The organism is Cupriavidus sp. GW821-FHT02F09 (genome assembly GCF_059421605.1).
Genome location: NZ_JBWKVH010000007.1, coordinates 1 through 25138, shown reverse-complemented (window position 1 = coordinate 25138; position 25138 = coordinate 1). Strand labels below are relative to the sequence as shown.

The window sequence follows — 25138 nt, the reverse complement described above, 5'->3', positions numbered from 1 at the left end:
CCGGTTCAGGCCAGCAGGCGCGGCATCGCGGCGAGCCGCCGCAGGCGAGGGCGGCGCGCGACGTGCAGGTCAGCAGGACTTGTTGACGATCTGCTTGATCCCCACCATGTCGACCAGCTTGACGTGGCGCTGGCGGATCTGGATCAGGCCGGCTTCCGCAAAGCGCGAGAACAGGCGGCTGACGGTTTCGAGCTTGAGCCCCAGGTAGCTGCCGATTTCCTCGCGGCTCATGCGCAGCACGAACTCGGAGGCCGAATAGCCGCGCGCGGACAAGCGCTCGGACAGGTTGATCAGGAAAGCGGCAAGCCGCTCCTCGGCGCGCATCGATCCGAGCGTGATCAACATGACCTGGTCCTGCGAGATCTCCTTGCTCATCAGGCGCATGAACTGATGCTGCAGCGACGGCAGGACGTTGGACAGCGTCTGGAGATCGCCAAAGCGCACCACGCAGACTTCGGTATCTTCCAGCGCGGTGGCGTCCGACGCATGCTGCATCTCGCCAAGGCCGTCGAGGCCGACGACTTCGCCGGGAAGGTGGAAGCCCGTGATCTGCGAGCGGCCGTCTTCCATTGTCAGGTGGGTCTTGAGCGTGCCGAAGCGGATCGCGTAGACGGCGGTGAGAGGATCGCCGAGGCGGTACAGGGTTTCGCCCTTGCGTACGCGCACCCGGTCCTGGACCAGCGTATCCATCTTTTCGAGGTCCTGCTGCGACATGCCGACGGGCAGGCAGAGCTGGCCGAGCGAGCAAGTGGAGCAGCGGGGCGACATCTCGGTAATGGGAATGGTGGTGAGCAATTGGGGCCTGTCGGTTTAGCGCAGTCAGTCAAGCGCGATGTGGCGGGCGCATTGAGTTGAGAGCTTGACGTTGAGAGTCGTCGGTTGGAAGCGCTATCCACATCGGCCTGGCGCGCGGGTCTTGCGGCAGTGCGCTATCTGTGCAGCGCGGCTTGCCGTGCCCGTCGTCATGTTGTGCGAGCGCGCTGGTGTGCGCGGGCGCAAGGCCTCATGTTGATAGCGCCTCTTGGAGCTGCGGGGGCGCGTTCGCCGCATTTTACCGCGCCAGACGTTGCGATTGTGTGATTGGGAGGAGAAGTTGACCATAGGCGTGCTTATCAGCGTATTTACCTTGGCTTTGCTGGGCGGCGTGCACTGCGCCGCCATGTGCGGCGGGATCGCGCTGGCGGCGGAGCAGGGCGGCGTTGCGCGCGTGCCTGCCACGGTGCTCCGGCGTCCCGGCCATTGGTTGCTGGAACTGCTTGTCATGCATGCCGGGCGGCTGAGCATGTATGCGGTGCTGGGAGGCTTGCTGGGCGCCCTTGGCGCCGGCGTCTGGAAGACGCAGTACCTGCCGCTGCAGCGCTGGCTGTTCGGGGTCGGCAGTGTAATGCTGGTGCTGTCGGGCTTGTGGATGTTGCGCGGGCGCACCATGGGTACGGGTTGGCTGGAGCGGCTCGCCGCCCGGGGCGCGGGTGGCTTGCTGCGCGGCCTTGGTGCCGTCGGGGCGCGCTTGCCGGCTGTGGCCCGGGCGCATGGGCAGGGCCGGTTGCTGCGCCGCTACGGCATGGGGCTAGCCTGGGGGCTGGTCCCGTGCGGCATGGTGTACGGTGCTCTTGCCATGGCGTTGCTGGCCGGCAATGCCCCGTCGGGCGCGCTGGTGATGGCCGTGTTTGGCTTGGGCACCCTGCCGAACCTGCTGGTGATCTCGGGCCTGTCCGGCTATCTCAGGCAGCTTTCGCGGCGCCCGGCGTTGCGGGCTGGCGCTGGGCTTGCGGTGGTGGCCTTTGGCTTGGCCGGGGTGGCGCGCGCGCTGCTTTTGCCTGAGACGCTTGCCGCGCATGGATTCTGCCTGGTCTTCTGAAGCGCTGCTTCGTGGTGTATCTGTCACTTCTTCGCTGAGGTAGCTGTGCGAATCGGTTGCAGGTTTGCCAGGGAATGCCATACAATCGCAAGAACAGCGATATCGCGCACGTATTTCATCGTGGCATCGTCAGGTAGCATCCGCTGCTCAGGGATGCATGCCAGGAACACCCAGGCAGGCATCAGCGCCAGGGACCGTTCCCCATCCGCCGTCCGGTTCAAAAGATTCGGTTCAAAAGACCAGCTACGGCAGGGCGGGGTGAAATAGGCCAGCAGGCCCGATATCCGTATTTTCTTGCACCCGGCGCGTTCGATGATAAACGCCGCGCCGGACAGGTCCGCCACATCAGGGGGAAGGCGCGACGCAAGGGCTCCGTCGACTGGCAGATAATGCCGGTGGCCGGGCGATCTCCTGCCGGTCAGGTCCGGCACCCGATGCAATAAAAGAAGGCGCACGGCTGGCATGCATCAAGCATGCGGTTGGCTGCGCGGCCAGATGGCGGTGGCAATCCCTACCGCTGAACCCGCAATCTCCAGTGCGCCCGGGATCAACCGGGGCGCAGGTGCAAAGACAGGCTGCACGCAATCAACATGAATACCCAAGAGGCGAAGATCGTCCTCGAGACCGCGCTGATCTGCGCGCAGGAACCCTTGCGCGTCAATGACTTGCGCCGGCTGTTTGCCGACGACGTCGGTGCCGACACCATTCGTGTGCTGCTCGAAGAGCTGCGCCGCGACTGGGAGCAACGCGGCGTGGAACTCGTGGCACTGGCCAGTGGCTGGCGTTTCCAGAGCCGCCCTGTCATGCGTGAATACCTGGATCGGCTGAATCCTGAAAAGCCGCCCAAGTACTCCCGCGCCGTGATGGAGACGCTGGCGATCATTGCCTACCGGCAACCGGTCACGCGGGGCGATATCGAGGAAATCCGTGGTGTCGCGGTCAGCACCGAAGTCGTGAAGAAGCTCGAGGACCGCAGCTGGATCGAGGTGATCGGCCACCGTGACGTGCCCGGGCGGCCTGCGCTTTATGCCACCACCAAGAACTTCCTTGATGACCTTGGCCTGCGCACGCTCGATGAATTGCCGCCGCTGGAGGACATCCAGGCCCAGGCGCAGGTCGCGCTGCTGAATCAGGAGCCGATTGACTTCGAGGCGCTGGGCAAGGTGCCGGCGGATAGCGACGAAGAGGCATTCGCGGAACCTGGCGCTGATCAGGCCGGCGCTGCCGCGCTGGTTGCGGCGGATGCCGGAGAGGGTGAACCGACCTCTTCCGGCGTGGTTGCCCCCGACGGTCTTGCGGCCGGCGCCATGGATGGCATCGCCGATTTGGTGGATGCGTTTGAAAGGAAGGAGGCCTTGGCGCAAGCGGAAGCCGGGTTCACACCCGCGCCCGAGGCCGAGGCGGAAGTGCCGGCGACGCCCGGGCCAGGCAGTGAGCCAGGGAGCGAGCCGGTGTCCGCCGAGCCCGCCGGCGCGCTGTCTGGCGACATAGCCGCGGAGCAAGCCGTCGAAGACGGTGAAACAAATGAGCAAACGGACACGCCCGCCAACGGTTACCACGTACAAGTGGCCTCCGGCGAGCAGGCGTCCGAAGTCCCGGGGGCGTCCACGACGAATCCGGCGCACCCCAGCGAGCACGACGAGCACGACCAGCGCGTGTCCAACTGAACACCATGCAACATCCGAATGTGAATACCTTGTCCGATTCTGATCAAGACGTCCGCCAGGCGGATACGCCGGCCGGCGATGCCGGCAATGGCGCCGAAGGCGGCGCCGGCACCGATGGCGCGCCGCGCCGCAAGGGCCTGCGCCGTGGCTTGCGCAATCTGGTGGCCACGCGCCGCCAGGCCGCGCAGGACCGCGACGGCGACCGTGCCGCGGACGGCGGGGCGGCAATCCCTGCGGGCGGCCCCGATGCGGGCGCCGCGCAAGACGCGCGTGGCGACGGCGCAAGGAAGGGACGTACGCGTGGCAAACGCAAGCTCGCGGAAGGCGAGGCTGTGCAGGCCGGCGAGCAGCAGGGCGAACGCCCGGCGCCGCGAGGCCGCCGGAACTTCAGCGGTGACAATGCCGAAGGCGCAAGCGAAGCTGGCGGAGAAGCCACGGGCGAGCGCCAGCGTGATGGCGCGCGCGCCAACCCGAACGGGAATGGCGCCCGCAAGCGCAAGCCGCAGCAAGGCCAGCAGCCGCAAGGCGCGGCTCGCCGTGGTGGCGCCGAAGGGCAGCAAGGTGGCCCGCGCCAGCAAGGCAAGGGTAACAAGGGCAAAGGCGGCGCGCAGCGCCCGGCCGCGGGTGTGCCTGAGAAGGCGCCCGCCGCCGCGAGCGGCGAGGACCTGTTCCGCTTTGTCATTTCCGGTCAGTACGACCAGGAAGAGTCGAGTGGTCCGCAAGCCCGGGTCAAGCCGGTGCGCGAGCTGTCTGCAGACGATGATGCGCCCAAGCTGCACAAAGTGCTCGCCGAGGGTGGACTGGGCTCGCGCCGGGAAATGGAAGAGCTGATCCTGCAGGGCCGGGTTTCGGTCAATGGCCTGCCTGCCCACATCGGCCAGCGCATCCTGCCGGCCGACCAGGTCCGGGTCAACGGCAAGCTGATTCATCGCCGTGTGTCGTCCAAGCCTCCGCGCGTGCTGCTGTATCACAAGCCGTCCGGCGAAATCGTCAGCCAGTCGGATCCGGAAGGCCGTCCGACCGTGTTCGACAGCCTGCCGCGCATCAAGGCAGGGAAGTGGGTGGCCGTGGGCCGCCTCGACTTCAACACCGAGGGCTTGCTGATCTTTACCTCCTCGGGCGATATCGCCAACAAGTTCATGCATCCGCGCTACGGCGTGGAGCGCGAATATGCGGTGCGCACGCTGGGTGAGCTGGCCGAGGCCGATCGCCAGCGCCTGCTGCATGGCATCAAGCTCGACGATGGCGAGGCTAATTTTCTGCGCATCGCGGACGGCGGTGGCGAAGGCATCAACCACTGGTACCACGTGGCGCTGACCGAAGGCCGCAACCGCGAAGTCCGCCGCATGTTCGAGGCCGTCGGCCTGACCGTGTCGCGCCTGATCCGTACCCGTTACGGCCAGTTCCTGCTGCCGCGCGGCCTGAAGCGCGGCCGCTGGCAGGAGCTCGCGGCGGACGACGTGCGCGCGCTGATGGCATCCATCGGCCTGAAGGCGCCGTCCAAGGGGGAGAGTGGTCCCCGCGGCGGCAGCAAGGTGGGTGGCCGCCAGCAGCGCACCGAGGCAGCCATTGCCGGCATGCCGATGCCGACCGGCATGGACGGCCTGCCGCGCGTCAACCGCGGCAACGGCCCGCGCGGCAGCGGCGCTGGCCGCGGCCAGCCGGATCCGATGCAAACGTCGATGGGCTACATCGGTGGCCCGACCCTGCTGACGTCCCATACCACCAAGCTGGGTGGTGGCGCGGCGGGTTCCCCCCGCGGCCCGGGCGGCCCGGGCCGCGGCGGCCGCAGTGGCGGCCGTGGCGCTGGCATGGGCGGCATGGGCGGTATGGGCGGCGGTCAGAATCGTTCCCAGCGCCGCGGTGGTGGCGAAGCCAATGGGAATGTGATGCCGCAGGCCGGCAAGCCCAACGGCAATCGCCGTCCTCGTGGTGGTGGCCGCGACGGCAATCGTTGAGCGATGCGGGGCAGGGTGCCTTGGGCGGGCCTGGCAGGGAAAAGAGCGGCGCAGGCCGCATCCCTGTCTTGCCAAAGCTGGGTGCCTTTGCCTTTTGCACCGCGACAGCGTATAATCAAAGTCTATTCAAAAGTCATCCTGCAAAAGGGTGGGCGAATGATGGGCATTGCGCCCATTTTTTTTTGCTTCGCCCGTTTCGTGTGCTTGCCGTGTTTCGCGGCGCGCCGGTCGGGATGACTGGCAGGCAAGCTGGCTGAAGCCGTCAACCAAGACGGCCGTGCCGATGGGCTGGGTCTGCCACGGTATTGATGGCCATTATTCGGGAATACAGTGCATCTGGCAGATTTGATCGAAACCACCCTGAACGGCATGGGGTACGAGCTGGTTGAGCTCGAGCGCGCTCCAGGCGGACTCATGCGCGTCTATATCGATCAGCCTGAAACCGGCATCGTCATTGAGGATTGCGAGAAGGTAAGCCGTCAGCTTACCCACGTGCTCACCGTCGAGAACATCGACTACGAGCGCCTCGAAGTGTCCTCGCCGGGGCTGGACCGGCCGCTCAAGAAACTGGCTGACTTCGTCCGCTTCGCGGGCCAGGAAGCCAGGGTTACCTTGCGCCTTCCGGTCAACGGGCAGAAGAACTTCGTCGGCATCTTGCAGACGCCTACCGGTGAGCCGGGGGCAGAGCAGATTGGCCTCGAGTTCGAAGGCCAGAACGGCACGGCGCTGCTGGAATTCACCATATCCGATGTTGATCGCGCACGCCTGGTGCCGGTGATCGACTTCAAAGGAAATCAGAAAAAAGGGAACAAGCAATGAGCCGCGAAGTTCTGTTGCTCGTCGATGCGCTTGCGCGTGAGAAGAACGTCGACAAGGATGTGGTATTCGGTGCGCTGGAAGCGGCACTCGCTTCGGCAACCAAGAAGCGTTTCGAGGAAGATGTGGATATTCGCGTCGCCATCGATCGTGAGTCCGGTGAGCACGAGACGTTCCGCCGCTGGCTTGTAGTCCCCGATGAACAGGGCCTGCAGGAGCCGGACAAGCAGATCCTCATGTTCGAGGCACGCGAGCAGGATCCGGACATCCAGCTGGATGAGTTTGTCGAAGAGCAGATCGAGTCGGTCGAGTTCGGCCGTATCGGTGCGCAAGCCGCCAAGCAGGTGATCCTGCAGAAGATCCGTGACGCCGAGCGCGAGCAGATCCTCAACGATTACCTTGATCGTGGCGAGAAGGTCATGACCGGCACGGTCAAGCGTGCCGACAAGAAGGGCCTGATCGTCGAGTCCGGTCGCGTCGAAGCGCTGCTGGCCCGCGACCAGATCATCCCCAAGGAAAACCTGCGCACCGGCGACCGTGTCCGCGCATATATCCTGAATGTGGACCGCACGGCACGCGGTCCGCAGATCGAGCTCTCGCGCACCGCGCCCGAGTTCCTGATCAAGCTGTTCGAGAACGAAGTGCCGGAGATGGAGCAGGGCCTGCTGGAAATCAAGGCAGCCGCTCGCGACCCCGGCGTGCGCGCCAAGATCGCCGTGGTGGCGCATGACAAGCGTATCGATCCGATCGGTACCTGCGTCGGCGTGCGCGGCACGCGGGTGACCGCGGTGCGTAACGAGATTGGCGGCGAGGCGGTCGACATCGTGCTGTGGTCGGAAGACCCGGCGCAGTTCGTGATTGGCGCCCTGGCGCCGGCACAGGTACAGTCGATCGTTGTAGACGAGGAAAAGCACAGCATGGACGTGGTGGTCGACGAGGAAAACCTCGCCGTCGCCATCGGCCGCAGTGGTCAGAACGTACGCCTGGCGTCCGAGCTGACCGGCTGGCAGATCAACATCATGACGCAGGAAGAATCGGCACAGAAGCAAGCCGAGGAAAGCGACGTGGTGCGCAAGTTGTTCATGGCCAAGCTGGACGTGGACGAAGAAGTGGCTGACATCTTGATCGACGAAGGTTTCTCCACGCTGGAAGAAGTGGCCTATGTGCCCATCAGCGAGATGTTGGAAATCGACGCCTTCGATGAAGATACCGTCAACGAGCTGCGCAACCGCGCCCGCGATGCGCTCTTGACGATGGAACTGGCCCGGGAAGAAAAGGTGGAAGAGGTGTCGCAGGATCTGCGCTCGCTCGACGGCCTGACCCCGGAACTGATCGGCAAGCTGGCCGAAGGCAATATCCACACGCGTGACGAACTGGCCGAATTGGCCGTCGACGAACTCGTCGACATGGTTGGTCTTGGCGAGGATGATGCCCGCGCGCTGATCATGAAAGCACGGGAACATTGGTTTAACTGAGGGACACGCTCACGTAGTGCTTTTCCAGGCTGCTTGAGCGCGCATTCCACACACAATTGTCCCGACGTATAAACCGAGCATTGAAAGGGTTTGAATGGCAAGCACAACAGTTGCCCAACTGGCCGCAGAACTGAGCCGCAGCGCAGCTGCCCTGCTGGAACAATTGCAGGCAGCTGGGGTGGGCAAGGTGACGCCTGACGACATCATCACCGAATCCGACAAGACCAAGTTGCTGGATTACCTCAAGCGTTCCCACGGGGCGGCCGATGACAGCGCGCGCAAGAAGATCACGTTGACCAAGCGTGAGACCTCCGAGATCCGCCAGGCTGATTCCACCGGCAAGACTCGCACGGTGCAGGTCGAGGTGCGCAAGAAGCGCGTCCTGATCAAGCGCGACGAGGCTACCACCGATGGCGCCGATGGCCACGAAGTGGTCGAGCTTCCGGTCGATGCGGCCGAGCAGGCACGCCAGGATGAGGAAGATCGTCAGCAAGCCGAGTTGCTGGCACGCCAGGAAGCCGAGTCGAAGGCACGCCAGGAAGCGGCCGAACGCGAGGAGGTCGAGCGTCGCGCCAAGCAGGAAGCGCTGGAGGCTGAAGAGCGCCGCCAGGCTGAGCTCGCCGCCCGCAAGGCGGAAGAGGAAGCTGCCGCCCTGCGCGCCGCCGCTACGGCCAAGGCGCCGGAAGACGACGATTCGCGCAAGAAGGCCGAAGACGAAAAGGCTCGCCTGGCCGCCGAACGCGCTGCCGCGCAGAAGGCCGCCGACGACGCCAAGCAGGCTGCCGACAAGGCGCGTGCCGAACAGGACGCAGCGCGCAAGCGCCGCGAGGCCGCCGAAGCCGAAGCCCGTGCCATTCAGCAGATGCTGAATGCGCCGGCGCGCGTGCTCAAGGCGCCGTCGGAACGCAAGGCTGAAGAAAAGAAGGCCGAGCAAACCGGCACGCTGCACAAACCGGTCAAGCCGCCTGGCACCGAAGTCAAGAAAGACGAGAAGAAGCCCGCAACGACCACGGCCACCGCTACCACCACCGTCGACAAGAAGACCGGCAAGGTAGTGAAGGCAGGGACTTCCTCGACCTGGCAGGACGAAGGCTCGAAGAAGAAGGGCAGCGGCCTGAAGACCCGCGGCGATTCGTCCGGTGGCGTTGGCGGCTGGCGCGGCGGTCCGCGCGGCCGTGGCAACCGTCACCAGCAAGACGATCGCGGCACGAATTTCCAGGCGCCGACGGAACCGGTGGTGCGCGAAGTGCACATCCCCGAGACCATTTCGGTGGCCGACCTGGCGCATAAGATGGCCGTCAAGGCTTCCGAGGTCATCAAGCAGATGATGAAGCTCGGCCAGATGGTGACCATCAACCAGGTGCTGGACCAGGAAACCGCCATGATCGTGGTGGAAGAAATGGGCCACAAGGCGTTTGCCGCCAAGCTTGACGATCCGGAAGCGCTGCTGGTCGTGGGTGGTGAAGACCACACCGACGCCGAGCAGCTGCCGCGTCCGCCGGTGGTGACCGTGATGGGTCACGTCGACCACGGCAAGACCTCGCTGCTGGACTACATCCGTCGTGCCAAGGTTGCGGCGGGCGAAGCCGGCGGTATTACGCAGCACATCGGTGCCTACCATGTGGAAACCGAGCGCGGCGTGATCACCTTCCTGGACACCCCGGGTCACGAGGCCTTCACGGCCATGCGTGCTCGCGGTGCCAAGGCAACCGACATCGTGATCCTGGTGGTCGCGGCCGACGACGGCGTGATGCCGCAGACGAAGGAAGCCATTGCCCACGCCAAGGCGGCGGGCGTGCCCATCGTGGTCGCGATCAACAAGATCGACAAGCCCGAAGCCAACCCGGACCGCGTCAAGCAGGAACTGGTGGCCGAGCAGGTGCTGCCGGAAGAGTACGGCGGTGATTCGCCGTTCGTCCCGGTATCCGCCAAGACCGGCGCCGGTATCGACGACCTGCTCGAGCAAGTATTGCTGCAGGCCGAAGTGCTGGAACTGAAGGCGCCGGTGGACGCCCCGGCCAAGGGCCTGGTGGTGGAAGCCCAGCTGGACAAGGGCAAGGGCCCGATCGCAACCATCCTGGTCACCAGCGGCACGCTCAAGCGTGGCGATGTGGTGCTGGCTGGCAGCGCTTATGGGCGCGTTCGCGCCATGCTGGACGAAACCGGCAAGCCGACCAAGGAAGCCGGTCCCTCGATTCCGGTCGAGATCCAGGGCCTGTCCGAAGTGCCGGCGGCTGGTGAAGAAGTGCTGGTGCTGCCGGACGAGCGCAAGGCGCGCGAAATCGCGCTGTTCCGTCAAGGCAAGTACCGCGACGTCAAGCTGGCCAAGCAGCAGGCGGCCAAGCTGGAAACGATGCTGGAACAGATGAGCGAAGGCGAAGTGCAGACGCTGCCGTTGATCGTCAAGGCCGACGTTCAGGGTTCGCAGGAAGCACTGGTGCAATCGCTGCAGAAGCTCTCCACCGAAGAAGTGCGCGTACAGATCGTGCACGGCGGCGTGGGCGGCATCTCGGAGTCGGACGTCAACCTGGCTACGGCCTCGAAGGCGGTCATCATCGGTTTCAACGTGCGTGCCGATGCTGGCGCGCGCAAGCTGGCCGAGAACAACGGCATCGATATTCGCTACTACAACATCATTTACGATGCGGTAGACGAGATCAAGGCGGCAATGTCGGGCATGCTGGCACCGGAAAAGCGCGAAGTCACGCTGGGTACGGTCGAAGTGCGCCAGGTCTTCCGCGTGCCGAAGATTGGCGCGGTGGCTGGTTGTATGGTCACCGACGGGCTGGTCAAGCGTACCGCCCTGGTACGGGTGCTGCGCAACAACGTGGTCATCCATACTGGCGAGCTTGATTCGCTCAAGCGCTTCAAGGATGACGTCAAGGAAGTCAAGCAAGGCTTCGAGTGCGGTTTGTCGATCAAGAACTTCAACGATGTTCAGGAAGGCGACCAGCTCGAAGTGTATGAAATCACCGAGGTGGCGCGCACGCTGTAAGGCGTGTTGCGGGCGGCGGGCCAACTGGCCCGCCGCTGCCCTTCTCGACAGCAAGCGTATTGAATGGCCAAGAAAGGCAATATCTCCTCTCGTAATCTCCGGATTTCCGACCAGATCCAGCGCGACCTGGCCGAGATGATCCAGCGTGAGCTGCGCGATCCCCGCCTGGGGCTCGTCACACTGCAGTCGGTCACGCTGACCCCCGACTACGCGCACGCCAAAGTGTACTTCACCGTCCTGGCGGCTGATGCCACGGAAGTGGAGGGCATCCTCAACGAAAAGTCCGGTTACCTGCATTCGCTGCTCTACAAGCGGTTGCATATCCATACCGTGCCGACGCTGCGCTTCTTCCACGATACCTCGGTGGAACAAGCGATCGAGATGTCCAAGCTGATCAAAGAAGCCAACTCCACACGCGCAAAAGAAGACTGATAGACGGCCCGTAACCACGGGCCGTTTTCTTGTTCGCGCTGGTCGCTTCGCGTCTCCTTTGTCCCTGTCTGTCGCGCCCGGCCCCGAAGCTTTGCCGGCGTCACATAGCTCCCCGTCATGACCCATCCCAACACCAATCGCCCGCCCCGGCAACCGCGCCGCGAGGTGCATGGCGTGCTGCTGCTCGACAAGCCGCTCGGCCTTTCGTCCAACGATGCGCTGGTGCGTGCCAAGCGCATGCTGCGCGCGCTAAAGGCCGGACACACCGGCACGCTCGACCCGCTGGCCACCGGCTTGCTGCCGCTGTGCTTTGGCGAGGCGACCAAGTTCTCGCAGGACCTGCTCGAGGCCGACAAGACGTACGAAGCCACTGTGCGGCTGGGCCTCAAGACCGCGACCGGCGACGCCGAGGGCGAGGTAATCGCCGAGCGTCCGGTAACCTGCGATATCGCGGCGCTACGCGCCGCAATGCTGCGCTTCGCCGGCGAAATCGAGCAGGTGCCGCCGATGCATTCCGCACTGAAGAAGGACGGGCGTCCACTGTACGAATACGCACGTGCTGGCCAGACGGTGGAGCGCGCCGCGCGCCGCGTCACCATCCACGAAATCATGCTGCTCGATTGCGGGCTGCCGCAGGTGCCCACCTTCAGCATGCGCGTGACCTGCAGCAAGGGCACTTATATCCGCACCCTGGCCGAGGACATTGGCGAGGCGCTTGGGTGTGGCGCCCACCTGACCGGCTTGCGCCGTACGGCGGTAGGCGACCTGAGCCTGGAAGGCGCGGTCACGCTGGAGCAGATTGAGCAGCGCTCCGACGAGGAGCGCCCCGGAATGCTTGCGCCGGTCGATGCGCTGTTGCAACGCTGCGTAGCAGTGACGCTCGACGAGGCCGCGATGGCGCGCTTCCTGCAGGGCCAGCGCATCGCGCAGCGCGACCTGCCGGCGGGCGTGGCGCTGGCGGAAGACGAACTCGCCAGTGTCTATGGCGGCGAGCCGCGCCGCTTGCTTGGCGTGGCGCGCATGCGTGAAGGCGCCTTGCGGCCCGAGCGGCTGGTCAAGCTCTAACGCGGCCAATGCGGCTGCATCGGGCACGAAATCCTGACGGCTTGAGCCTGGGGTGAGGGGGCAGGGCCAGAAAGCACGAGGCCGATGCCTGTGACGGCATCGGCCTCGCTGTGCGGCGCGTGTACTGAGTGCAACTGCAGTTAGTGGGCCCCGGCCGCGGAGGCGTCCAGATCGCCTCCCTTCTTGGGCTTGGTCAGCCAGACAAAGACAATCAGCACGAAGAACAGCACGCCCGAGATCCAGAAGATATCGTTGGCGCCCAGCATGGCCGCCTGCTGCGAAATGCTGCGCTCGATCTGGCCGTTGGCCTGGGCCTGGCTCATGCCCATCTGCATCAGGTGGTTGAGCTGGTCGAGATAGGTCGGGTTGTACGGGTTGACCTGTTCAACCAGTTGCGCGTGATGCAGCGCCGTGCGGTTTTCCCAGATGGTGGTCGAGATCGACGCACCGATCGCACCGAACGTGATCCGCACGAAGTTGGACACCCCGGAGGCCGACGGGATCTTCTCCGGCGGCTGGCCCGACAGGATGATCGAGGTCAGCGGAATGAAGAACATCGCCATCGCCGCGCCCTGGATCAGCGTGGGGATCATCAGCGTGCGGGTATCGACCTGCAAGGTGAATCCCGAGCGCATCAGGCTGACCACGCCAAAGGTGACGAAGGCCATGGTCGCGACCCAGCGCGCATCCATCTTGGGCAGGTTCTTGCCGATCAGCGGCGACAGCAGGATGGCGAAGATCCCGACCGGCGCCATCACGATGCCGGCATCCGTCGCGGTATAGCCGACGATGGTTTGCAGCCATAGCGGCAGGATCACCAGGTTGCCGAAGAACAGGCCGTAGGCCACCGAGATGGCCACCACCCCCGCGCTGAAGTTACGTCCCTTGAACAAGGTGATATCGACGATCGGATGCTTCTCGTAGCTCTCCCAGATCAGGAAGAACAGGAAGCCCACAATGGCCACCACCGTCAACACGACGATCGAGGTCGAGTGAAACCAGTCGAGCTCCTTGCCCTTGTCGAGCATGAGCTGCATCGAGCCTACCCAGATCACCAGCAGCGCCAGCCCGATCCGGTCGATCGGCAGGATCTTGATCGGCGTCTCGCGGTCGCGGTAGATCGCCCAGGTCGCATAGGCGGCGCCCAGGCCCACCGGGATGTTGATGTAGAAGATCCACGGCCAGGTCATGTTGTCCGAGATCCAGCCGCCCAGCAGCGGCCCCATGATCGGCGCCACCAGCGTGGTCATGCCCCATAGGGCGAGCGCCATGGTGCTTTTCTGCGGCGGATAGCTCGACAGCAGCAGCGATTGCGACAGCGGAATCATTGGCCCTGCCACTGCGCCCTGCAGCACGCGCGCGGCCAGCAGCACTTCGAGGTTGGGCGCGACACCGCACAGCCACGACGAGATCACGAACAGCAGGATCGAAGTGATGAACAGCCGCACCGCCCCGAAGCGCGTGGTCATCCATCCGGTCAGCGGCACCGAGATGGCGTTCGCCACCGCGAACGAGGTGATGACCCAAGTGCCCTGGTTGGGTGCCACGCCAAGGTCGCCCGAGATGGCCGGGATCGATACGTTGGCGATCGAGGAGTCGAGCACGTTCATGAACGTGGCCAGCGACAGCGCGATCGTGCCGACGATCAGCTTTGCGCCCGACAACGGCACTGGCGCGGCGGGGCGCGCCGCTGGCGCCGTCGGGCCGGGCGAGGCGCCGTCGCGCGCGGGGAGGGAGGTAGCCATGTTCAGGTGTTGGCGGGCTTGGCGGCGGCCGGCGCCGACGAGACTGGCGCTGCCATGGGCTCGGTCGCCTGGCGGCCGCCGTTGTTCAGCGAGATGATGCGGGCGATCAGCGCGTCGGCGTCCTGCGCGACCTTCTCATAGACGTCGGTCTGCATCGGGCGCGCAACCGTGGCGTTGGTCATGGCCGCGCCTTCTTCCTTGCGCACATCCACCGTCACGTTCATCGACAGGCCAACTCGCAGCGGGTGGTCCTTGAGCTGCTGCGGGTCCAGCGCGATGCGCACCGGCAGGCGCTGCACCACCTTGATCCAGTTGCCGGTGGCGTTCTGCGCCGGCAGCAGCGAGAAGGCCGAGCCGGTGCCAGCCGAGAAGCCTTCCACCTTACCGTTGTAGGTCACCTTGGAGCCGTACAGGTCGGCCTCCAGCGTGACCGGCTGGCCTACGCGCATATGCGTGATCTGCACTTCCTTGAAGTTGGCGTCGATCCACACCTGGTCCAGCGGCACCACGGCCATCAGTGGTGCGCCCGGGGCCACGCGCTGGCCGACCTGCACCGAGCGCTTGGCCACGTAGCCGGTCACCGGCGCGGGCAGTGTCGAGCGTGCGAACGCGAGATAGGCGGCGCGCAGGTTGGCGGCGGCGCGCTGCACGTTGGGGTGCTTCTCCACCGTGGTCTGGTCGGTCAGCACCTTGTTGGATGCCAGTTGCTCGCGCGTGGCCAGGAGCGCCGATTGCGCGGCCGTGAGGGCGGTCTGTGCGTGGGAGATTTCTTCGCCCGAAACCGCGCCGGAGCCGGCGATGGCCTCGCGGCGCTTCAGATCTTCACGCGCCTTGGCCACGTCGGCTTCGCGCATGGTCACGTTGGCCGCCAGCGAGCCGTTGTTGACGTAGAGCGTGCGCACTTCACGCACGGCTTGCGCCAGTTGCGCCTCGGCCTGCTCCATGGCGACCTGCGAGTCGGCGCGGTCGAGCTGGATCAGGGGCTGGCCCGCGGTGACCAGCTGCGTGTCGTCGGCCGCGATCGAAATCACGGTGCCGCCGACAAGTGGGGTGACCTGCACCACGTTGCCCGCGACATACGCGTCGTCGGTGCTCTCGAAGTGGCGCGCGTACATGCCCCAGTAGATGCCGTAGGCCACGCCGGCCACCACGACCGCGGCGGTCAGCGAGAGCAGCAGGCGCTTGCGCTTGCCGTTGTTGTTGACGGGAGCCGCCGGGGAGGCGGGAGTCTGGGCCGCTTGCTTGTTATCGCTCATGATCGTCTTTTAAGAATGCTGTCGGTACTGCTCGTTGTTTTTCCGGCCGCTTGGCCGTAGTCACCTAACCGTTTAGCCGCGTGCCTCGGCTGGCTTCTGCGCATCCGTCGCGGCGCTTTCGGCTTGTTCCTGGTAACCCCCGCCGAGCGCCTTCATCAGGCCCATCTGCAGGTCCAGGCGGCGCGCCTGCAGGTCGGTGGCAAGGCGGCGTTGCTGCAGCACGTTGCTTTCGGCATTGAGCACCGTGAGCTGGGTGCCCAGCCCGGCCTTGTAGCGGATGGTGGACAGTGAGTAGGCGCGCTCGGCGAGAGCCAGCGCCTCGCGCTGGGCCGTGATCTGCGTGTCCACGCTGCGGATGCTGGCCACCGTGTCGGCGGCTTCGCGCAGCGCATCGACCAGCGCCTGGTTGTAGTTGGCCACGGCGAGGTCGTATTGCGCGTACTTGCCCTTCAGGTTGGCGCGCAGCTTGCCGCCCTCGAAGATCGGCAGGCGGATCGCCGGGCCGATGCCAAAGGTCCGGCTGATGCCCATCAGCAGGTTGGACGGGTCCAGCGACGCAACGCCGGCAAAAGCGGACAAGGTGACGGCCGGCAGGAATTCCGTGCGCGCCACCTCGATATCCTTGCTGGTGGCCTCCACGCGCCAGCGTGCGGCAACCAGGTCCGGGCGGCGGCCCAGCAGGTCGATGGTGAGGTTGTCCGGCAGCAGCGGCGTGCTTTGCGCCAGGATGGTCGGGCGCTGGATCGCCAGGCCGCGGTCCGGGCCCTTGCCCAGCAGCGCGGCGAGCTGGTTGCGCGCCAGCAGGATGTCTTCATCCACGCGCAACAGGTCGGTTTGAGCCGATGCCACCGTGCCGCGTGCCTGCGTGGTTTCGACCTGCGTGTCCAGGCCGGCGTTGAGCCGGTCGCGTGACAGATCGCTCAGGCCGCGGCGCTGGGCGATGGCGCGCTCAGCCACGTCGCGTTGCGCGTACAAGGCGGCCAGGCGTGCATAGGTGCGGGCGACCGACGTGGTCAGGATCAGGCGCGAAGCCTGGCTTTCGGCCTCGGCGGCGCGGTCGTCGGACAGCGCGGCTTCGAGCGCCTTGCGGTTCTTGCCCCAGAAGTCGAAATCATAGGAGAGCCCGGCTTGCAGGCGTGACTGGTTCTGCCACGAGCCGGCCAGCGGCGTGCCTTCGAACAGGTCCGTTTGCGAGAAGCGCTGGCGCACCAGGCTGCCGTCAAAGTCGACGTGCGGGTACAGCGCGCTGCGCGTGGCGTCCGCCATCGCGCGGGAAGCTTCCACACGCGCGAAAGCGGCTTGCAGGCTGGGGCTGTCCTTTACCGCCTCGTCGACCAGGGCGCGCAGTTGCGGGTCCTTGAACTGGTCGACCCAGTCAAGCGAAGGCCACTGGCCATGCTGCGAGGGCAGCGCCTGGGCGCTGGCGAGCGAGGCCGGCGCGGTAACGGTCTGCGTGCTGTGCGAGTTGCCGAACGCGGCGCAGCCCGTCAGCACCGCGGCCGCCAGTGCGCTCAGCACCAGCGTGCCGGTCCGGCGGCCCGCGGCGCGCGCGCGCGGCGACAAAGCGGAAAAAGAAGAGAGAGCTTGGTTCATCTGGGTGCCCTGCGATAGAGCGTTAGTGTTTGTTCTTGTATTTGAGAGATCGTGGCGCCGCTGGCGTCACTGGCCGCCAAGCCTGGCCGCTACCCGCTGTTGTTGCCGATGATCCGGTGCAGCATCGAGCGGAAGGTCTGTAATTCGGCTTCGGAGAAGCCGCGGAAATGCCGGTTCAGCACGCGGCAATAGATCTGAGGCAGCTGGTTCACGAGGATCTGGCCGGCGGGCGTGATCGACAGGTCGACCACACGCCGGTCGGCATCGCTGCGCTGACGCTCGATCAGGCCGCGCTTTTCCAGGCGGCTGAGCAGGCGCGTGACCGAACCCATATCGCAATTGAGCTCCCGGCCAAGGTCAGTCACCGTGCTGCCACGGCCGGCGGCCAGCATCATCAGGCAGGTGGCCTGGGCGTGCGTGATGTCCAGGCCATCGACCTCCTGCTCCACGCCGTGCGACAGCACGTTCTTGGCGCGTGCCATCAGATAGCCGATGCTTTCGCCCATGCGGTACTCGGCCGGGTCGAACGGGAAGGCTTCGTCGGAAATGGGCTGGCTCTGCTCGGACATCTCGGCTCGGTGCTTGTCGGTGCAATGTTTGCCGTGGCAACTATATGTTCACGTTCGCCGATCCGCAAGGACGTCAATTTGCTATTGCGGATATCGCAATAATTGGGTTTGTGACGGGGTGACGGCTTGGGAAGCTTCCCAATGTCGTCCTCGGGTTTTGCGCCGCAGCATGCTATAATTTCGGGTTATCTTTTGATGCTCAGCCCCAAAGCGAGACGCTGCAATGACCCGCGCCATCCGCAATATCGCCATCATCGCTCACGTCGATCATGGCAAGACCACTCTGGTCGACCAACTCCTGCGCCAGGCAGGCACCTTCCGCGACAACCAGCAAATGGTCGAGCGCGTGATGGACTCGAACGACATTGAAAAGGAACGCGGGATCACCATCCTCGCGAAGAACTGTGCTGTCGAATACAACGGCACCCACATCAATATCGTCGATACCCCTGGCCACGCCGACTTCGGCGGTGAAGTGGAGCGCGTGCTGTCGATGGTTGACGGCGTGCTGCTGCTGGTTGACGCTGTCGAAGGCCCGATGCCGCAGACCCGTTTCGTCACGCGCAAGGCGCTGGCGCTGGGCCTGAAGCCGATCGTGGTGATCAACAAGGTCGACCGTCCGGGCGCGCGTCCGGAATGGGTGATCAACCAGACGTTCGACCTGTTCGACAAGCTGGGCGCCACCGATGAGCAGCTCGATTTCCCGGTGATCTACGCATCCGGCCTGAACGGCTACGCCGGCCTGACCGACGACGTGCGCGAAGGCGACATGAAGCCGCTGTTCGAGACCGTGCTGGCCAAGGTGCCGGTCCGTGACGACAACCCGGACGGTCCGCTGCAGCTGCAGATCATCTCGCTCGATTACAACAGCTATGTCGGCAAGATCGGCGTAGGCCGCATTTCGCGTGGCCGCGCCCGTTCGCTGCAAGACGTGGTGGTCAAGTTCGGCCCGGAAGGCAACCCCATCAAGGGTCGTATCAACCAGGTGCTGAAGTTCCAGGGCCTGGAGCGCGAAATCGTGGCGGAAGCCGAAGCCGGTGACATCGTGCTGATCAACGGCATCGAAGAACTGGGCATTGGTTGCACCGTGTGCGCACCGGATGCGCAAGACGCGCTGCCGATGCTGAAGGTGGACGAGCCCACGCTGACCATGAACTTCTGTGTCAACACGTCGCCGCTGGCCGGCCGTGAAGGCAAGTTCGTGACCAGCCGCCAGCTGCGCGAACGCCTGGACCGCGAACTGAAGTCGAACGTGGCGCTGCGCGTGGCCGAGACCGGCGACGACACCATCTTCGAAGTGTCGGGCCGCGGCGAGCTGCACCTGACCATCCTGCTGGAAAACATGCGCCGCGAAGGCTACGAGCTGGCCGTGTCGCGCCCGCGCGTGGTGTTCAAGGAAATTGACGGCGTCAAGCACGAGCCGTATGAACTGCTGACCGTGGACGTCGAAGACGGCCACCAGGGCAGCGTGATGGAAGAGCTGGGCCGCCGCAAGGGCGAACTGCTCGACATGGCGTCCGACGGCAAGGGCCGCACCCGCCTCGAGTACCGCGTTCCGGCCCGTGGCCTGATCGGCTTCCAGGGCGAGTTCCTGACGCTGACCCGCGGCACCGGCCTGATCAGCCACATCTTCGACGACTACGCGCCCCTGCGCGAAGGCGGCCTGGGTGAGCGCCACAACGGCGTGCTGATCTCGCAGGACGACGGCGACGCCGTGGCCTACGCGCTGTGGAAGCTGCAGGATCGCGGCCGCATGTTCGTCAAGCCGGGCGATGCACTGTACGAAGGCATGATCATCGGCATCCACAGCCGCGACAACGACCTGGTTGTGAACCCGATCAAGGGCAAGCAGCTGACCAACGTGCGCGCCTCGGGTACCGACGAAGCCGTGCGCCTGGTCACGCCGATCCAGATGTCGCTGGAATACGCCGTGGAGTTCATCTCCGACGACGAACTGGTGGAAATCACGCCGAAGAGCATCCGCCTGCGCAAGCGTCACCTGAAGGAGCACGAGCGTAAGCGTGCTTCGCGCGAATCCGTGTAAGCGTTTTCGTCCCAGGCTACTTTGCCAGCAAATAAACCGCGCCTTGTGCGCGGTTTTTTGTTGTCTGTTTTTCTTGGCGCCTTCGGCTATCCAGCCTATTCGGCCTATTCAGCCATCATGCGTCCTGGCTGTGGTCCGTCCCAAATGCGGTGCCGGCCAGCGGCACGTCCCTGGCCGCCAAGTCGCGCGGATGACGCCACTCGGGCGGTTTCCAGAGGTGCCGCAGGTCGCGATGACGCCACGCGTCGGCGAACATGTCGCGCCATTCATGGAAGGTGAGAGTGATCGGGTTATGGCTGACGATGCGACGCGTAATGCCGTATTCGGGCGGCGCCTCTTCGGGCACGAAGGAGCCGAACATGCGGTCCCACACGGTCAGCACGCCCGCATAGTTGCGGTCGATGTACTGCGGGTTGCGCGCATGGTGTACCCGGTGTACTGACGGCGTATTGAACAGCCATTCAAGCCGGTGCCAGCGGCCGCCCAGCCGGGTGTGCACGAAAAACTGGAAGGCCAGGTTCAACCCCACCGCCAGGATCACCCAGTCGGGCGTGAAGCCAATCAGCGCCAGCGGAATCCAGAACAGCCACATGCCCGAGAGCGGATACGTCAGGCTCTGGCGGAACGCCGTCGAGAAATTCATGCCCTCCGAGGAATGATGGGTGACGTGCGAAGCCCACATCCAGCGCACCCGATGGCTAGCGCGATGAAACCAGTAGTAGAGGAAATCCTGCAGCAGCAGCAATAACAGGAACGACCAGACCGTCTGCGGCATCGCCCTCAGGCCATGCTGGTAGCTCCACGTGTAGACCGTGCGCACCATCAGCCACAGGAAGAACGCGTCCGACGCCTGGTGCATCAGCGCCAGCGCAGCGTTGGACGCGGTATCGCGCAGGCTGTAGATGGCGGGGTCGCGGCGGGCCCAGTACCAGGCCTCCGCGCCGATGATCAGCAGGAAGACTGGCGCGAATGCTAGCAGGATCAGGCCGGGATCGATTGTTGACGGTGTCATGCGCAAAGTGTTGCCTGATTCTGTCGGTTTTGTCTGGAGGCGATCCTCTATACGGTCGTGCGGTGTTGCCAAATGCGTACGCTAGCGCACCCAAAAATGCTCCCTGCGCACATTCGCATTCCTGATTATTTTGCATGACTGAATATCCGCATGCGCGGGGTCAAGGAGCGGTGAGGGGCGCCGTTATAGCGGGGCGGCCAAAAACGGAGCCGCATCAGCACTAAATCCAACGGGGAGCCCTCATGTTTCGCAACACTACGATCGGTACAAGATTGTGGATTCTGACTATCGTCACCAATGCGCTGTTGATGATTGTCGGTGCCGTAGGCTGGCTTGGCATGTCGCGCAGCAATGACGCCACGCGGCAGATCTACCAGCATCAGCTCTCCGCCGCGGTCAACCTGGCCGAGGCGCGTTCCAACCAGTTGCTCGTGCGAGTCTTGCTCGACCAGGCCACCTTCGCCGCCGATCCCGCCGACGCTCGCGCGCGCGCTGATACCGCCGAGGGTTTTGCGCGCCAGTCCGATGCGGCCTGGAAGGCCTATCTGGCGCTGCCGCGTTCGGCGCAAGAAGCCCGCGCGGCCGCGGACGTCGCCGCCAAGCGCGAGGCGCTGTTCACGCAAGGTGTGTCGCCGATGATCGCCGCGCTTAAGCAAGGCGACCGCGAGGCGGTGATGCGCGCCGTGCTGGAAACCATTCCCAAGCTCGATATCGCTTTCACGGCCGTCAATACCGAGTTGGGCAAGCTGCAGCTCGCCGGCGCGCTGGAGGTCTATCACGGGTCGCAGGAGCGCTACACCACGCTGCGCTCGCTGTCGATCGGCGTGCTGGGGTTTGGCTTGTGTTTCAGCACGGTGGTGGCCTGGCGCCTGCGGCGTTCCATCGTGGGTCCGCTCGATACGGCCATCGCCCGCTTCGAGCGCATCGCCGCCGGCGATCTTGGCGCGAAGGCGGATGGCGCTGGCTCCGGCGCCGAGGCGGAGCGCAGCGAGACTGGCCGCATGCTCGCCATGCTCGGGCGCATGCAAGAGAGCCTGGCCGCGATGGTGAGCGACGTGCGTGGCGGGGCCGATTCCATTGCCGCCGCCAGCAAGCAGATTGCCAGCGGCAACAGCGACTTGTCGCAACGCACGGAGCAGCAGGCCGCGTCGCTCGAGGAAACGGCGTCCAGCATGGAGGAGCTCACGGGCACGGTGCGCCAGAACGCGGATAGCGCGCGCGAGGCCAATGACCTGGCCAGCAGCGCCACCGGCCTGGCGGAGCGTGGCAGCGACGCGGTGGCGCGCGTAGCCAGCACCATGCAGGCGATCGACGCCAGCGCCAACAAGATCGTCGACATCATCGATGTGATCGAGAAGATCGCATTCCAGACCAATATCCTCGCTCTCAACGCGGCGGTGGAAGCCGCGCGGGCCGGCGAGCACGGACGAGGCTTTGCGGTGGTCGCGGGCGATGTGCGCGATCTCTCGCAGCGCTGCGCGGGCGCGTCCAAGGAGATTCGCACGCTGATCGGCGACTCTGTGTCGCGCGTGCGCGCCGGCGGCGAGATGGTCGAGCAAGCGGGGCAGGTGATGCAGGAAATGGTGGGTGCGGTGCGCCGCGTGAGCGGCATCATGGGCGGCATTAGTTCGGCATCCGATGAGCAATCGCGCGGCATCGAGCAGGTCAACCAGGCGGTGGCGCAGATGGACGGCATGACCCAGCAGAACGCCGCGCTGGTCGAGCAGGCCGCTGCGGCAGCGGCTTCGCTGGAGGACCAGGCGCAGCGGCTCACCGGGCTGATGTCGGCATTTCGGGTGGCCTGAGCGCAGTGTCTCGGACGCCGCTCAGGGGGGGGGCGGCGCGCAGCTTGGCTGGTGTAAAGTTGCGGGTTGCATTCGCGGAGAAAAGAGACATGACTGACTTGGTCACAAGCGAGATCCGGGGTGGCATCGGCTACCTGACGCTGAACCGGCCCCAGGCGCTCAACGCACTGTCGCTCGAGATGATTCGCGCCATCACCCAGGCGCTCAACGCATGGGCGGTGGCGCCCGAAGTGGCGGCCGTAGTCATCGCCGGCGCGGGCGGCAAGGCTTTTTGCGCCGGAGGCGACATCCGCTTTTTCCACAAGGCCGCGCTCGCCGGCGATCCGGCGCTCGATCAGTTCTTCGTCGAGGAATACGCGCTCAATCACTTGATCCATACCTACGCCAAGCCTTACATCGCGCTGATGGACGGCGTGGTGATGGGCGGGGGCATGGGCATCTCGCAAGGCGCACGCCGCCGTCTGGTGACCGAGCGGACCAAGATGGCAATGCCGGAGACCAATATCGGCTTGTTCCCGGACGTGGGCGGCGGCTGGTTCCTGTCGCGCACGCCCGGCCGCCTGGGTGAATACCTGGGCCTGACCGGCGCCATGATTCATGCTGCCGACGCGCTGTACGCAGGCCTGGCGGATGCCTACCTGCCGGGCAATGCCATGGCGGAACTGGTGGAGGTGCTGCGCGCGCGTCAGTTTGCCGATGGCGACGCCGTGCTCGCCTGCATCGACGAGGCCACCGCGGCGCACCGCGCCGCCTGCCTGCCGGGCGAAAGCCAGCTGGCCAAGCTGCAGGACGAGATCGACGGCCTGTTTGCCGGCGCCTCGGTGACCGGGATCGTGGCAGCGGTGAGCGATGCCGGCTCCGACTGGGCCGCGCAGACGGCCGCCATGCTGCGCGCGCGTTCGCCGCTGATGCTCAACGTCACGCTGGAGCAGATCCGCCGCGCCCGCACCATGGCGCTGAACGACGAGCTGCGCATGGAGCTGGACATGATGTACTACGTGTTCCGCCATGGCGACGGCGTCGAGGGCATTCGCGCGCTGGCAGTCGACAAGGACCACGCGCCGAAGTGGCAGCCAGCGCGCCTTGATGAGGTCACCCGCGAGCGCGTGCACGCGTTTTTCGACAGCCCCTGGGCACATGGTGAGCATCCGCTGGCGGCGCTGTAGGCTGGCGACTGGCGGTTCCTTTCGCGCAAATGGATTAGAGTGACGCTTGGAGCGGCCCCGCGGCGCAGCAATGCGGTGCGCGAGCGCCGGCTCCGCCCACCCATAGTGCTGTGAACGAGAAAGGAATCGCGATGAGTACTCCACGTGATGTAGCCGTATTGGTAGGCAGCCTGCGCAAGGACTCCTTCAACCGCAAGCTGGCACTCGCGCTGGCCGCGATGGCGCCGGCCGGGCTCAAGCTCGAAATCGTCGAGATCGGCCAGTTGCCGCTGTACAACCAGGACGACGACGCCAGCCCGCCCGCGCCATGGGTCGCCTTTCGTGACCGCATCCGGCGCGCCGACGCCGTGCTCTTCGTGACACCCGAGCACAACCGCTCGGTGCCGGCCGCGCTCAAGAACGCCATCGACGTCGGCTCGCGCCCCTACGGCCAGAGCGCCTGGGACGGCAAGCCCGGCGGCGTCATCAGCGCCTCGCCTGGCGCTGTCGGCGGCTTCGGTGCCAACCACCACCTGCGCCAGTCGCTCGTCTTCCTCAATATCCCGGTCCTCCAGCAACCGGAAGCCTACATCAGCGGCGTCGACAAGCTCTTCGACGAGCAGGGCGGCATCGCCAGCGAGTCCACCCGCGGCTTCCTGGGCAAATACCTGGCTACCTACGCCGCCTGGATCGAGCGCAACGCGGCTCGTTAAGCGGCAAAGTAACCAGCAAAGTAATCGCCAACGCTCCCAAAACCCATCCCCCAAAAACACTGACGCCCGTTGCCGACAGGGCAACGGGCGCGGAGGGCAGAATATCGCTGCCTTGCGCTTCTGATTCGACTTACTTGCGCTTGATGTCCCCGGCCGGCCGCGACTGCGTGCCTGCCAGCGGTTGGCCTGGAAAGCCCTCCGGATAGCTGATGACGCGCAAGGCTCCCCCGAGCTTGCGCGACGTCCATGCATGACCGGCGCGCGTTCTCGCGCCGCCTGTGATTGCCACCATGGCTTCTCTGTCGAGATCCACGCTGTCCGGCAAATCCTTGATGACGATGACGGCCATGACTTCCTCCTGCAGGGTGGCGAAGGCCGGCTCGGCCGGGGTTCGCCGGGTGGGTGCGCGCGATGCGGCAAGCCCAGCCAGATCAGTATAGGCCACGGGTTTTACCTCCGGGGCAGTGCCAGCTCGTGCGCAACAGCCGTGGAAACCCTTGGGTTTCCACGGAGCGGGGCGCATCTCGCTCAGACCGCGGCGTGGGTGGCGGCCCACTGCGACGGGTTGACGTCGATGCTCAGCGGGCCGAAGCCGGAGCCGATCACGCCGACGTTGTTGAGCGTGTTTACGTTGATGCTCTGCAACTGGGCGATGTTCTGGTTGACGTTGACATTGACGTTGGCCACCGGGCCCAGTCCTTGCAACCAGGAATTGCCGCCGCGCACCGCGGCCAGGGACTTGCTGTCGAGGTCTTGGTTCAGGGCGAGGTCGCGCACGATGATGGATGACATGATGGTTCTCCTAGACTTCACTTGACTTGATTGCTGGAACTTGATTGCTGGAAATGGCGGGTACTGGCTGGCCGCGCAGGCGGCGGTGCCGCCTCTTGCCGGTGCCGGGACCATTCAATAAATGTTGTTGCTGGCGTTCTGGGTCGACGTCACGTGGGACTTGATGTCGTCGGCAAAGGCCGTGTTGTTGCCGTTCAT

Annotated in this window: 22 protein-coding genes; 12 read left to right on the top strand and 10 right to left on the bottom strand. The window is 65.1% G+C overall.

Features of this window, described 5'->3' with window-relative positions; translation table 11 throughout:
- Positions 1–69: 69 nt before the first annotated feature.
- A complete protein-coding gene (fnr, locus tag AC07XB_RS10450) occupies positions 70–795 on the bottom strand; it encodes a fumarate/nitrate reduction transcriptional regulator Fnr (protein ID WP_150990999.1) in 726 nt (241 codons plus the stop codon).
- A gap of 298 nt (positions 796–1093) precedes the next feature.
- Between fnr and AC07XB_RS10445 the strand changes: the two genes are divergently transcribed.
- Positions 1094–1858 (top strand): sulfite exporter TauE/SafE family protein, encoded by a 765-nt coding sequence (locus AC07XB_RS10445; RefSeq protein ID WP_492372404.1) that lies wholly within the window; start codon positions 1094–1096, stop codon positions 1856–1858.
- Between the two features lie 23 nt (positions 1859–1881).
- Here AC07XB_RS10445 and AC07XB_RS10440 read toward each other — a convergent pair whose 3' ends face one another.
- Positions 1882–2322 (bottom strand): hypothetical protein, encoded by a 441-nt coding sequence (locus AC07XB_RS10440; protein WP_492809178.1) that lies wholly within the window; start codon positions 2320–2322, stop codon positions 1882–1884.
- Between the two features lie 126 nt (positions 2323–2448).
- Here AC07XB_RS10440 and scpB point away from each other — a divergent pair, with 126 nt between their 5' ends.
- The 7 genes from scpB (at position 2449) to truB (ending at position 12266) form a co-directional block, all read left to right on the top strand.
- Positions 2449–3525 (top strand): SMC-Scp complex subunit ScpB, encoded by a 1077-nt coding sequence (gene scpB / locus AC07XB_RS10435; RefSeq protein WP_492372402.1) that lies wholly within the window; start codon positions 2449–2451, stop codon positions 3523–3525.
- Between the two features lie 5 nt (positions 3526–3530).
- Positions 3531–5483 (top strand): 23S rRNA pseudouridine(2605) synthase RluB, encoded by a 1953-nt coding sequence (gene rluB / locus AC07XB_RS10430; protein ID WP_492831414.1) that lies wholly within the window; start codon positions 3531–3533, stop codon positions 5481–5483.
- Between the two features lie 330 nt (positions 5484–5813).
- Entirely contained in the window at positions 5814–6302 is a 489-nt protein-coding gene (gene rimP / locus AC07XB_RS10425) for a ribosome maturation factor RimP (RefSeq protein WP_043347318.1), read from the top strand.
- Positions 6299–7774 carry a transcription termination factor NusA gene (gene nusA, locus AC07XB_RS10420; RefSeq protein ID WP_043347317.1) on the top strand — a complete coding sequence of 492 codons (1476 nt, stop codon included), beginning with the start codon at positions 6299–6301 and terminating at the stop codon, positions 7772–7774. Before rimP ends, nusA begins: the two co-directional genes overlap by 4 nt.
- 94 nt (positions 7775–7868) lie before the next feature.
- The gene (gene infB / locus AC07XB_RS10415; RefSeq protein WP_492372401.1) at positions 7869–10769 is read left to right on the top strand and encodes a translation initiation factor IF-2; all 2901 of its coding nucleotides are present in this window, start codon (positions 7869–7871) and stop codon (positions 10767–10769) included.
- 63 nt (positions 10770–10832) lie between these two features.
- Entirely contained in the window at positions 10833–11201 is a 369-nt protein-coding gene (gene rbfA, locus AC07XB_RS10410; RefSeq protein WP_492372400.1) for a 30S ribosome-binding factor RbfA, read from the top strand.
- Positions 11202–11318: 117 nt separating this feature from the next.
- Positions 11319–12266, top strand: a complete 948-nt coding sequence (gene truB / locus AC07XB_RS10405) for a tRNA pseudouridine(55) synthase TruB (protein WP_492372399.1) — start codon at positions 11319–11321, stop codon at positions 12264–12266.
- 140 nt (positions 12267–12406) lie between these two features.
- Here truB and AC07XB_RS10400 read toward each other — a convergent pair whose 3' ends face one another.
- From AC07XB_RS10400 to AC07XB_RS10385, 4 genes are all read right to left on the bottom strand, one after another.
- On the bottom strand, positions 12407–14011 hold the full coding sequence (locus AC07XB_RS10400; protein ID WP_492372398.1) for a DHA2 family efflux MFS transporter permease subunit: 1605 nt from the start codon (positions 14009–14011) through the stop codon (positions 12407–12409).
- Between the two features lie 2 nt (positions 14012–14013).
- A complete protein-coding gene (locus tag AC07XB_RS10395) occupies positions 14014–15267 on the bottom strand; it encodes an HlyD family secretion protein (RefSeq protein WP_477134416.1) in 1254 nt (417 codons plus the stop codon).
- Positions 15268–15339: 72 nt separating this feature from the next.
- Positions 15340–16860, bottom strand: coding sequence for an AdeC/AdeK/OprM family multidrug efflux complex outer membrane factor (locus AC07XB_RS10390; RefSeq protein ID WP_492831415.1), 1521 nt, complete (start codon positions 16858–16860; stop codon positions 15340–15342).
- Positions 16861–16949: 89 nt separating this feature from the next.
- Positions 16950–17429 (bottom strand): MarR family winged helix-turn-helix transcriptional regulator, encoded by a 480-nt coding sequence (locus AC07XB_RS10385; RefSeq protein WP_052494620.1) that lies wholly within the window; start codon positions 17427–17429, stop codon positions 16950–16952.
- Positions 17430–17652: 223 nt separating this feature from the next.
- On the opposite strand from AC07XB_RS10385, the gene typA reads away from it, so the two are divergent.
- Positions 17653–19473, top strand: a complete 1821-nt coding sequence (typA, locus tag AC07XB_RS10380) for a translational GTPase TypA (RefSeq protein ID WP_174428207.1) — start codon at positions 17653–17655, stop codon at positions 19471–19473.
- Between the two features lie 115 nt (positions 19474–19588).
- Here typA and AC07XB_RS10375 read toward each other — a convergent pair whose 3' ends face one another.
- Complete coding sequence (locus tag AC07XB_RS10375; protein WP_492809182.1) at positions 19589–20485, bottom strand: sterol desaturase family protein; 897 nt, start codon at positions 20483–20485, stop codon at positions 19589–19591.
- Positions 20486–20727: 242 nt separating this feature from the next.
- On the opposite strand from AC07XB_RS10375, the gene AC07XB_RS10370 reads away from it, so the two are divergent.
- The 3 genes from AC07XB_RS10370 (at position 20728) to AC07XB_RS10360 (ending at position 24148) form a co-directional block, all read left to right on the top strand.
- On the top strand, positions 20728–22290 hold the full coding sequence (locus AC07XB_RS10370; protein ID WP_492372395.1) for a methyl-accepting chemotaxis protein: 1563 nt from the start codon (positions 20728–20730) through the stop codon (positions 22288–22290).
- A gap of 89 nt (positions 22291–22379) precedes the next feature.
- Complete coding sequence (locus AC07XB_RS10365; RefSeq protein WP_492372394.1) at positions 22380–23456, top strand: enoyl-CoA hydratase/isomerase family protein; 1077 nt, start codon at positions 22380–22382, stop codon at positions 23454–23456.
- Between the two features lie 131 nt (positions 23457–23587).
- On the top strand, positions 23588–24148 hold the full coding sequence (locus AC07XB_RS10360) for an NADPH-dependent FMN reductase (RefSeq protein ID WP_492372393.1): 561 nt from the start codon (positions 23588–23590) through the stop codon (positions 24146–24148).
- 130 nt (positions 24149–24278) lie between these two features.
- Here the strand turns inward: AC07XB_RS10360 and AC07XB_RS10355 are convergent, their stop codons facing one another.
- The 3 genes from AC07XB_RS10355 to AC07XB_RS10345 form a co-directional block, all read right to left on the bottom strand.
- Entirely contained in the window at positions 24279–24497 is a 219-nt protein-coding gene (locus tag AC07XB_RS10355; protein WP_174428212.1) for a hypothetical protein, read from the bottom strand.
- A 179-nt stretch (positions 24498–24676) separates the two neighbouring features.
- The gene (locus tag AC07XB_RS10350) at positions 24677–24940 is read right to left on the bottom strand and encodes a hypothetical protein (protein ID WP_253933418.1); all 264 of its coding nucleotides are present in this window, start codon (positions 24938–24940) and stop codon (positions 24677–24679) included.
- A 10-nt stretch (positions 24941–24950) separates the two neighbouring features.
- Positions 24951–25138, bottom strand: a 188-nt coding sequence (locus AC07XB_RS10345; RefSeq protein WP_492831416.1) for a hypothetical protein, incomplete at its 5' end; no start/stop codon positions are given.

Excerpts from the sequence above, each read along its gene's own strand:
- typA (WP_174428207.1), top strand. The coding sequence starts at position 17,653 with ATGACCCGCGCCATCCGCAATATCGCCATCATCGCTCACGTCGATCAT.
- scpB (WP_492372402.1), top strand. The coding sequence starts at position 2,449 with ATGAATACCCAAGAGGCGAAGATCGTCCTCGAGACCGCGCTGATCTGC.
- AC07XB_RS10350 (WP_253933418.1), bottom strand. The coding sequence starts at position 24,940 with ATGTCATCCATCATCGTGCGCGACCTCGCCCTGAACCAAGACCTCGAC.
- AC07XB_RS10370 (WP_492372395.1), top strand. The coding sequence starts at position 20,728 with ATGTTTCGCAACACTACGATCGGTACAAGATTGTGGATTCTGACTATC.
- AC07XB_RS10390 (WP_492831415.1), bottom strand. The coding sequence starts at position 16,860 with ATGAACCAAGCTCTCTCTTCTTTTTCCGCTTTGTCGCCGCGCGCGCGC.
- infB (WP_492372401.1), top strand. The coding sequence starts at position 7,869 with ATGGCAAGCACAACAGTTGCCCAACTGGCCGCAGAACTGAGCCGCAGC.
- rluB (WP_492831414.1), top strand. The coding sequence starts at position 3,531 with ATGCAACATCCGAATGTGAATACCTTGTCCGATTCTGATCAAGACGTC.
- AC07XB_RS10375 (WP_492809182.1), bottom strand. The coding sequence starts at position 20,485 with ATGACACCGTCAACAATCGATCCCGGCCTGATCCTGCTAGCATTCGCG.
- AC07XB_RS10360 (WP_492372393.1), top strand. The coding sequence starts at position 23,588 with ATGAGTACTCCACGTGATGTAGCCGTATTGGTAGGCAGCCTGCGCAAG.
- AC07XB_RS10395 (WP_477134416.1), bottom strand. The coding sequence starts at position 15,267 with ATGAGCGATAACAAGCAAGCGGCCCAGACTCCCGCCTCCCCGGCGGCT.
- AC07XB_RS10355 (WP_174428212.1), bottom strand. The coding sequence starts at position 24,497 with ATGGCCGTCATCGTCATCAAGGATTTGCCGGACAGCGTGGATCTCGAC.
- nusA (WP_043347317.1), top strand. The coding sequence starts at position 6,299 with ATGAGCCGCGAAGTTCTGTTGCTCGTCGATGCGCTTGCGCGTGAGAAG.
- rbfA (WP_492372400.1), top strand. The coding sequence starts at position 10,833 with ATGGCCAAGAAAGGCAATATCTCCTCTCGTAATCTCCGGATTTCCGAC.
- truB (WP_492372399.1), top strand. The coding sequence starts at position 11,319 with ATGACCCATCCCAACACCAATCGCCCGCCCCGGCAACCGCGCCGCGAG.
- AC07XB_RS10365 (WP_492372394.1), top strand. The coding sequence starts at position 22,380 with ATGACTGACTTGGTCACAAGCGAGATCCGGGGTGGCATCGGCTACCTG.
- AC07XB_RS10385 (WP_052494620.1), bottom strand. The coding sequence starts at position 17,429 with ATGTCCGAGCAGAGCCAGCCCATTTCCGACGAAGCCTTCCCGTTCGAC.
- AC07XB_RS10400 (WP_492372398.1), bottom strand. The coding sequence starts at position 14,011 with ATGGCTACCTCCCTCCCCGCGCGCGACGGCGCCTCGCCCGGCCCGACG.
- AC07XB_RS10440 (WP_492809178.1), bottom strand. The coding sequence starts at position 2,322 with ATGCCAGCCGTGCGCCTTCTTTTATTGCATCGGGTGCCGGACCTGACC.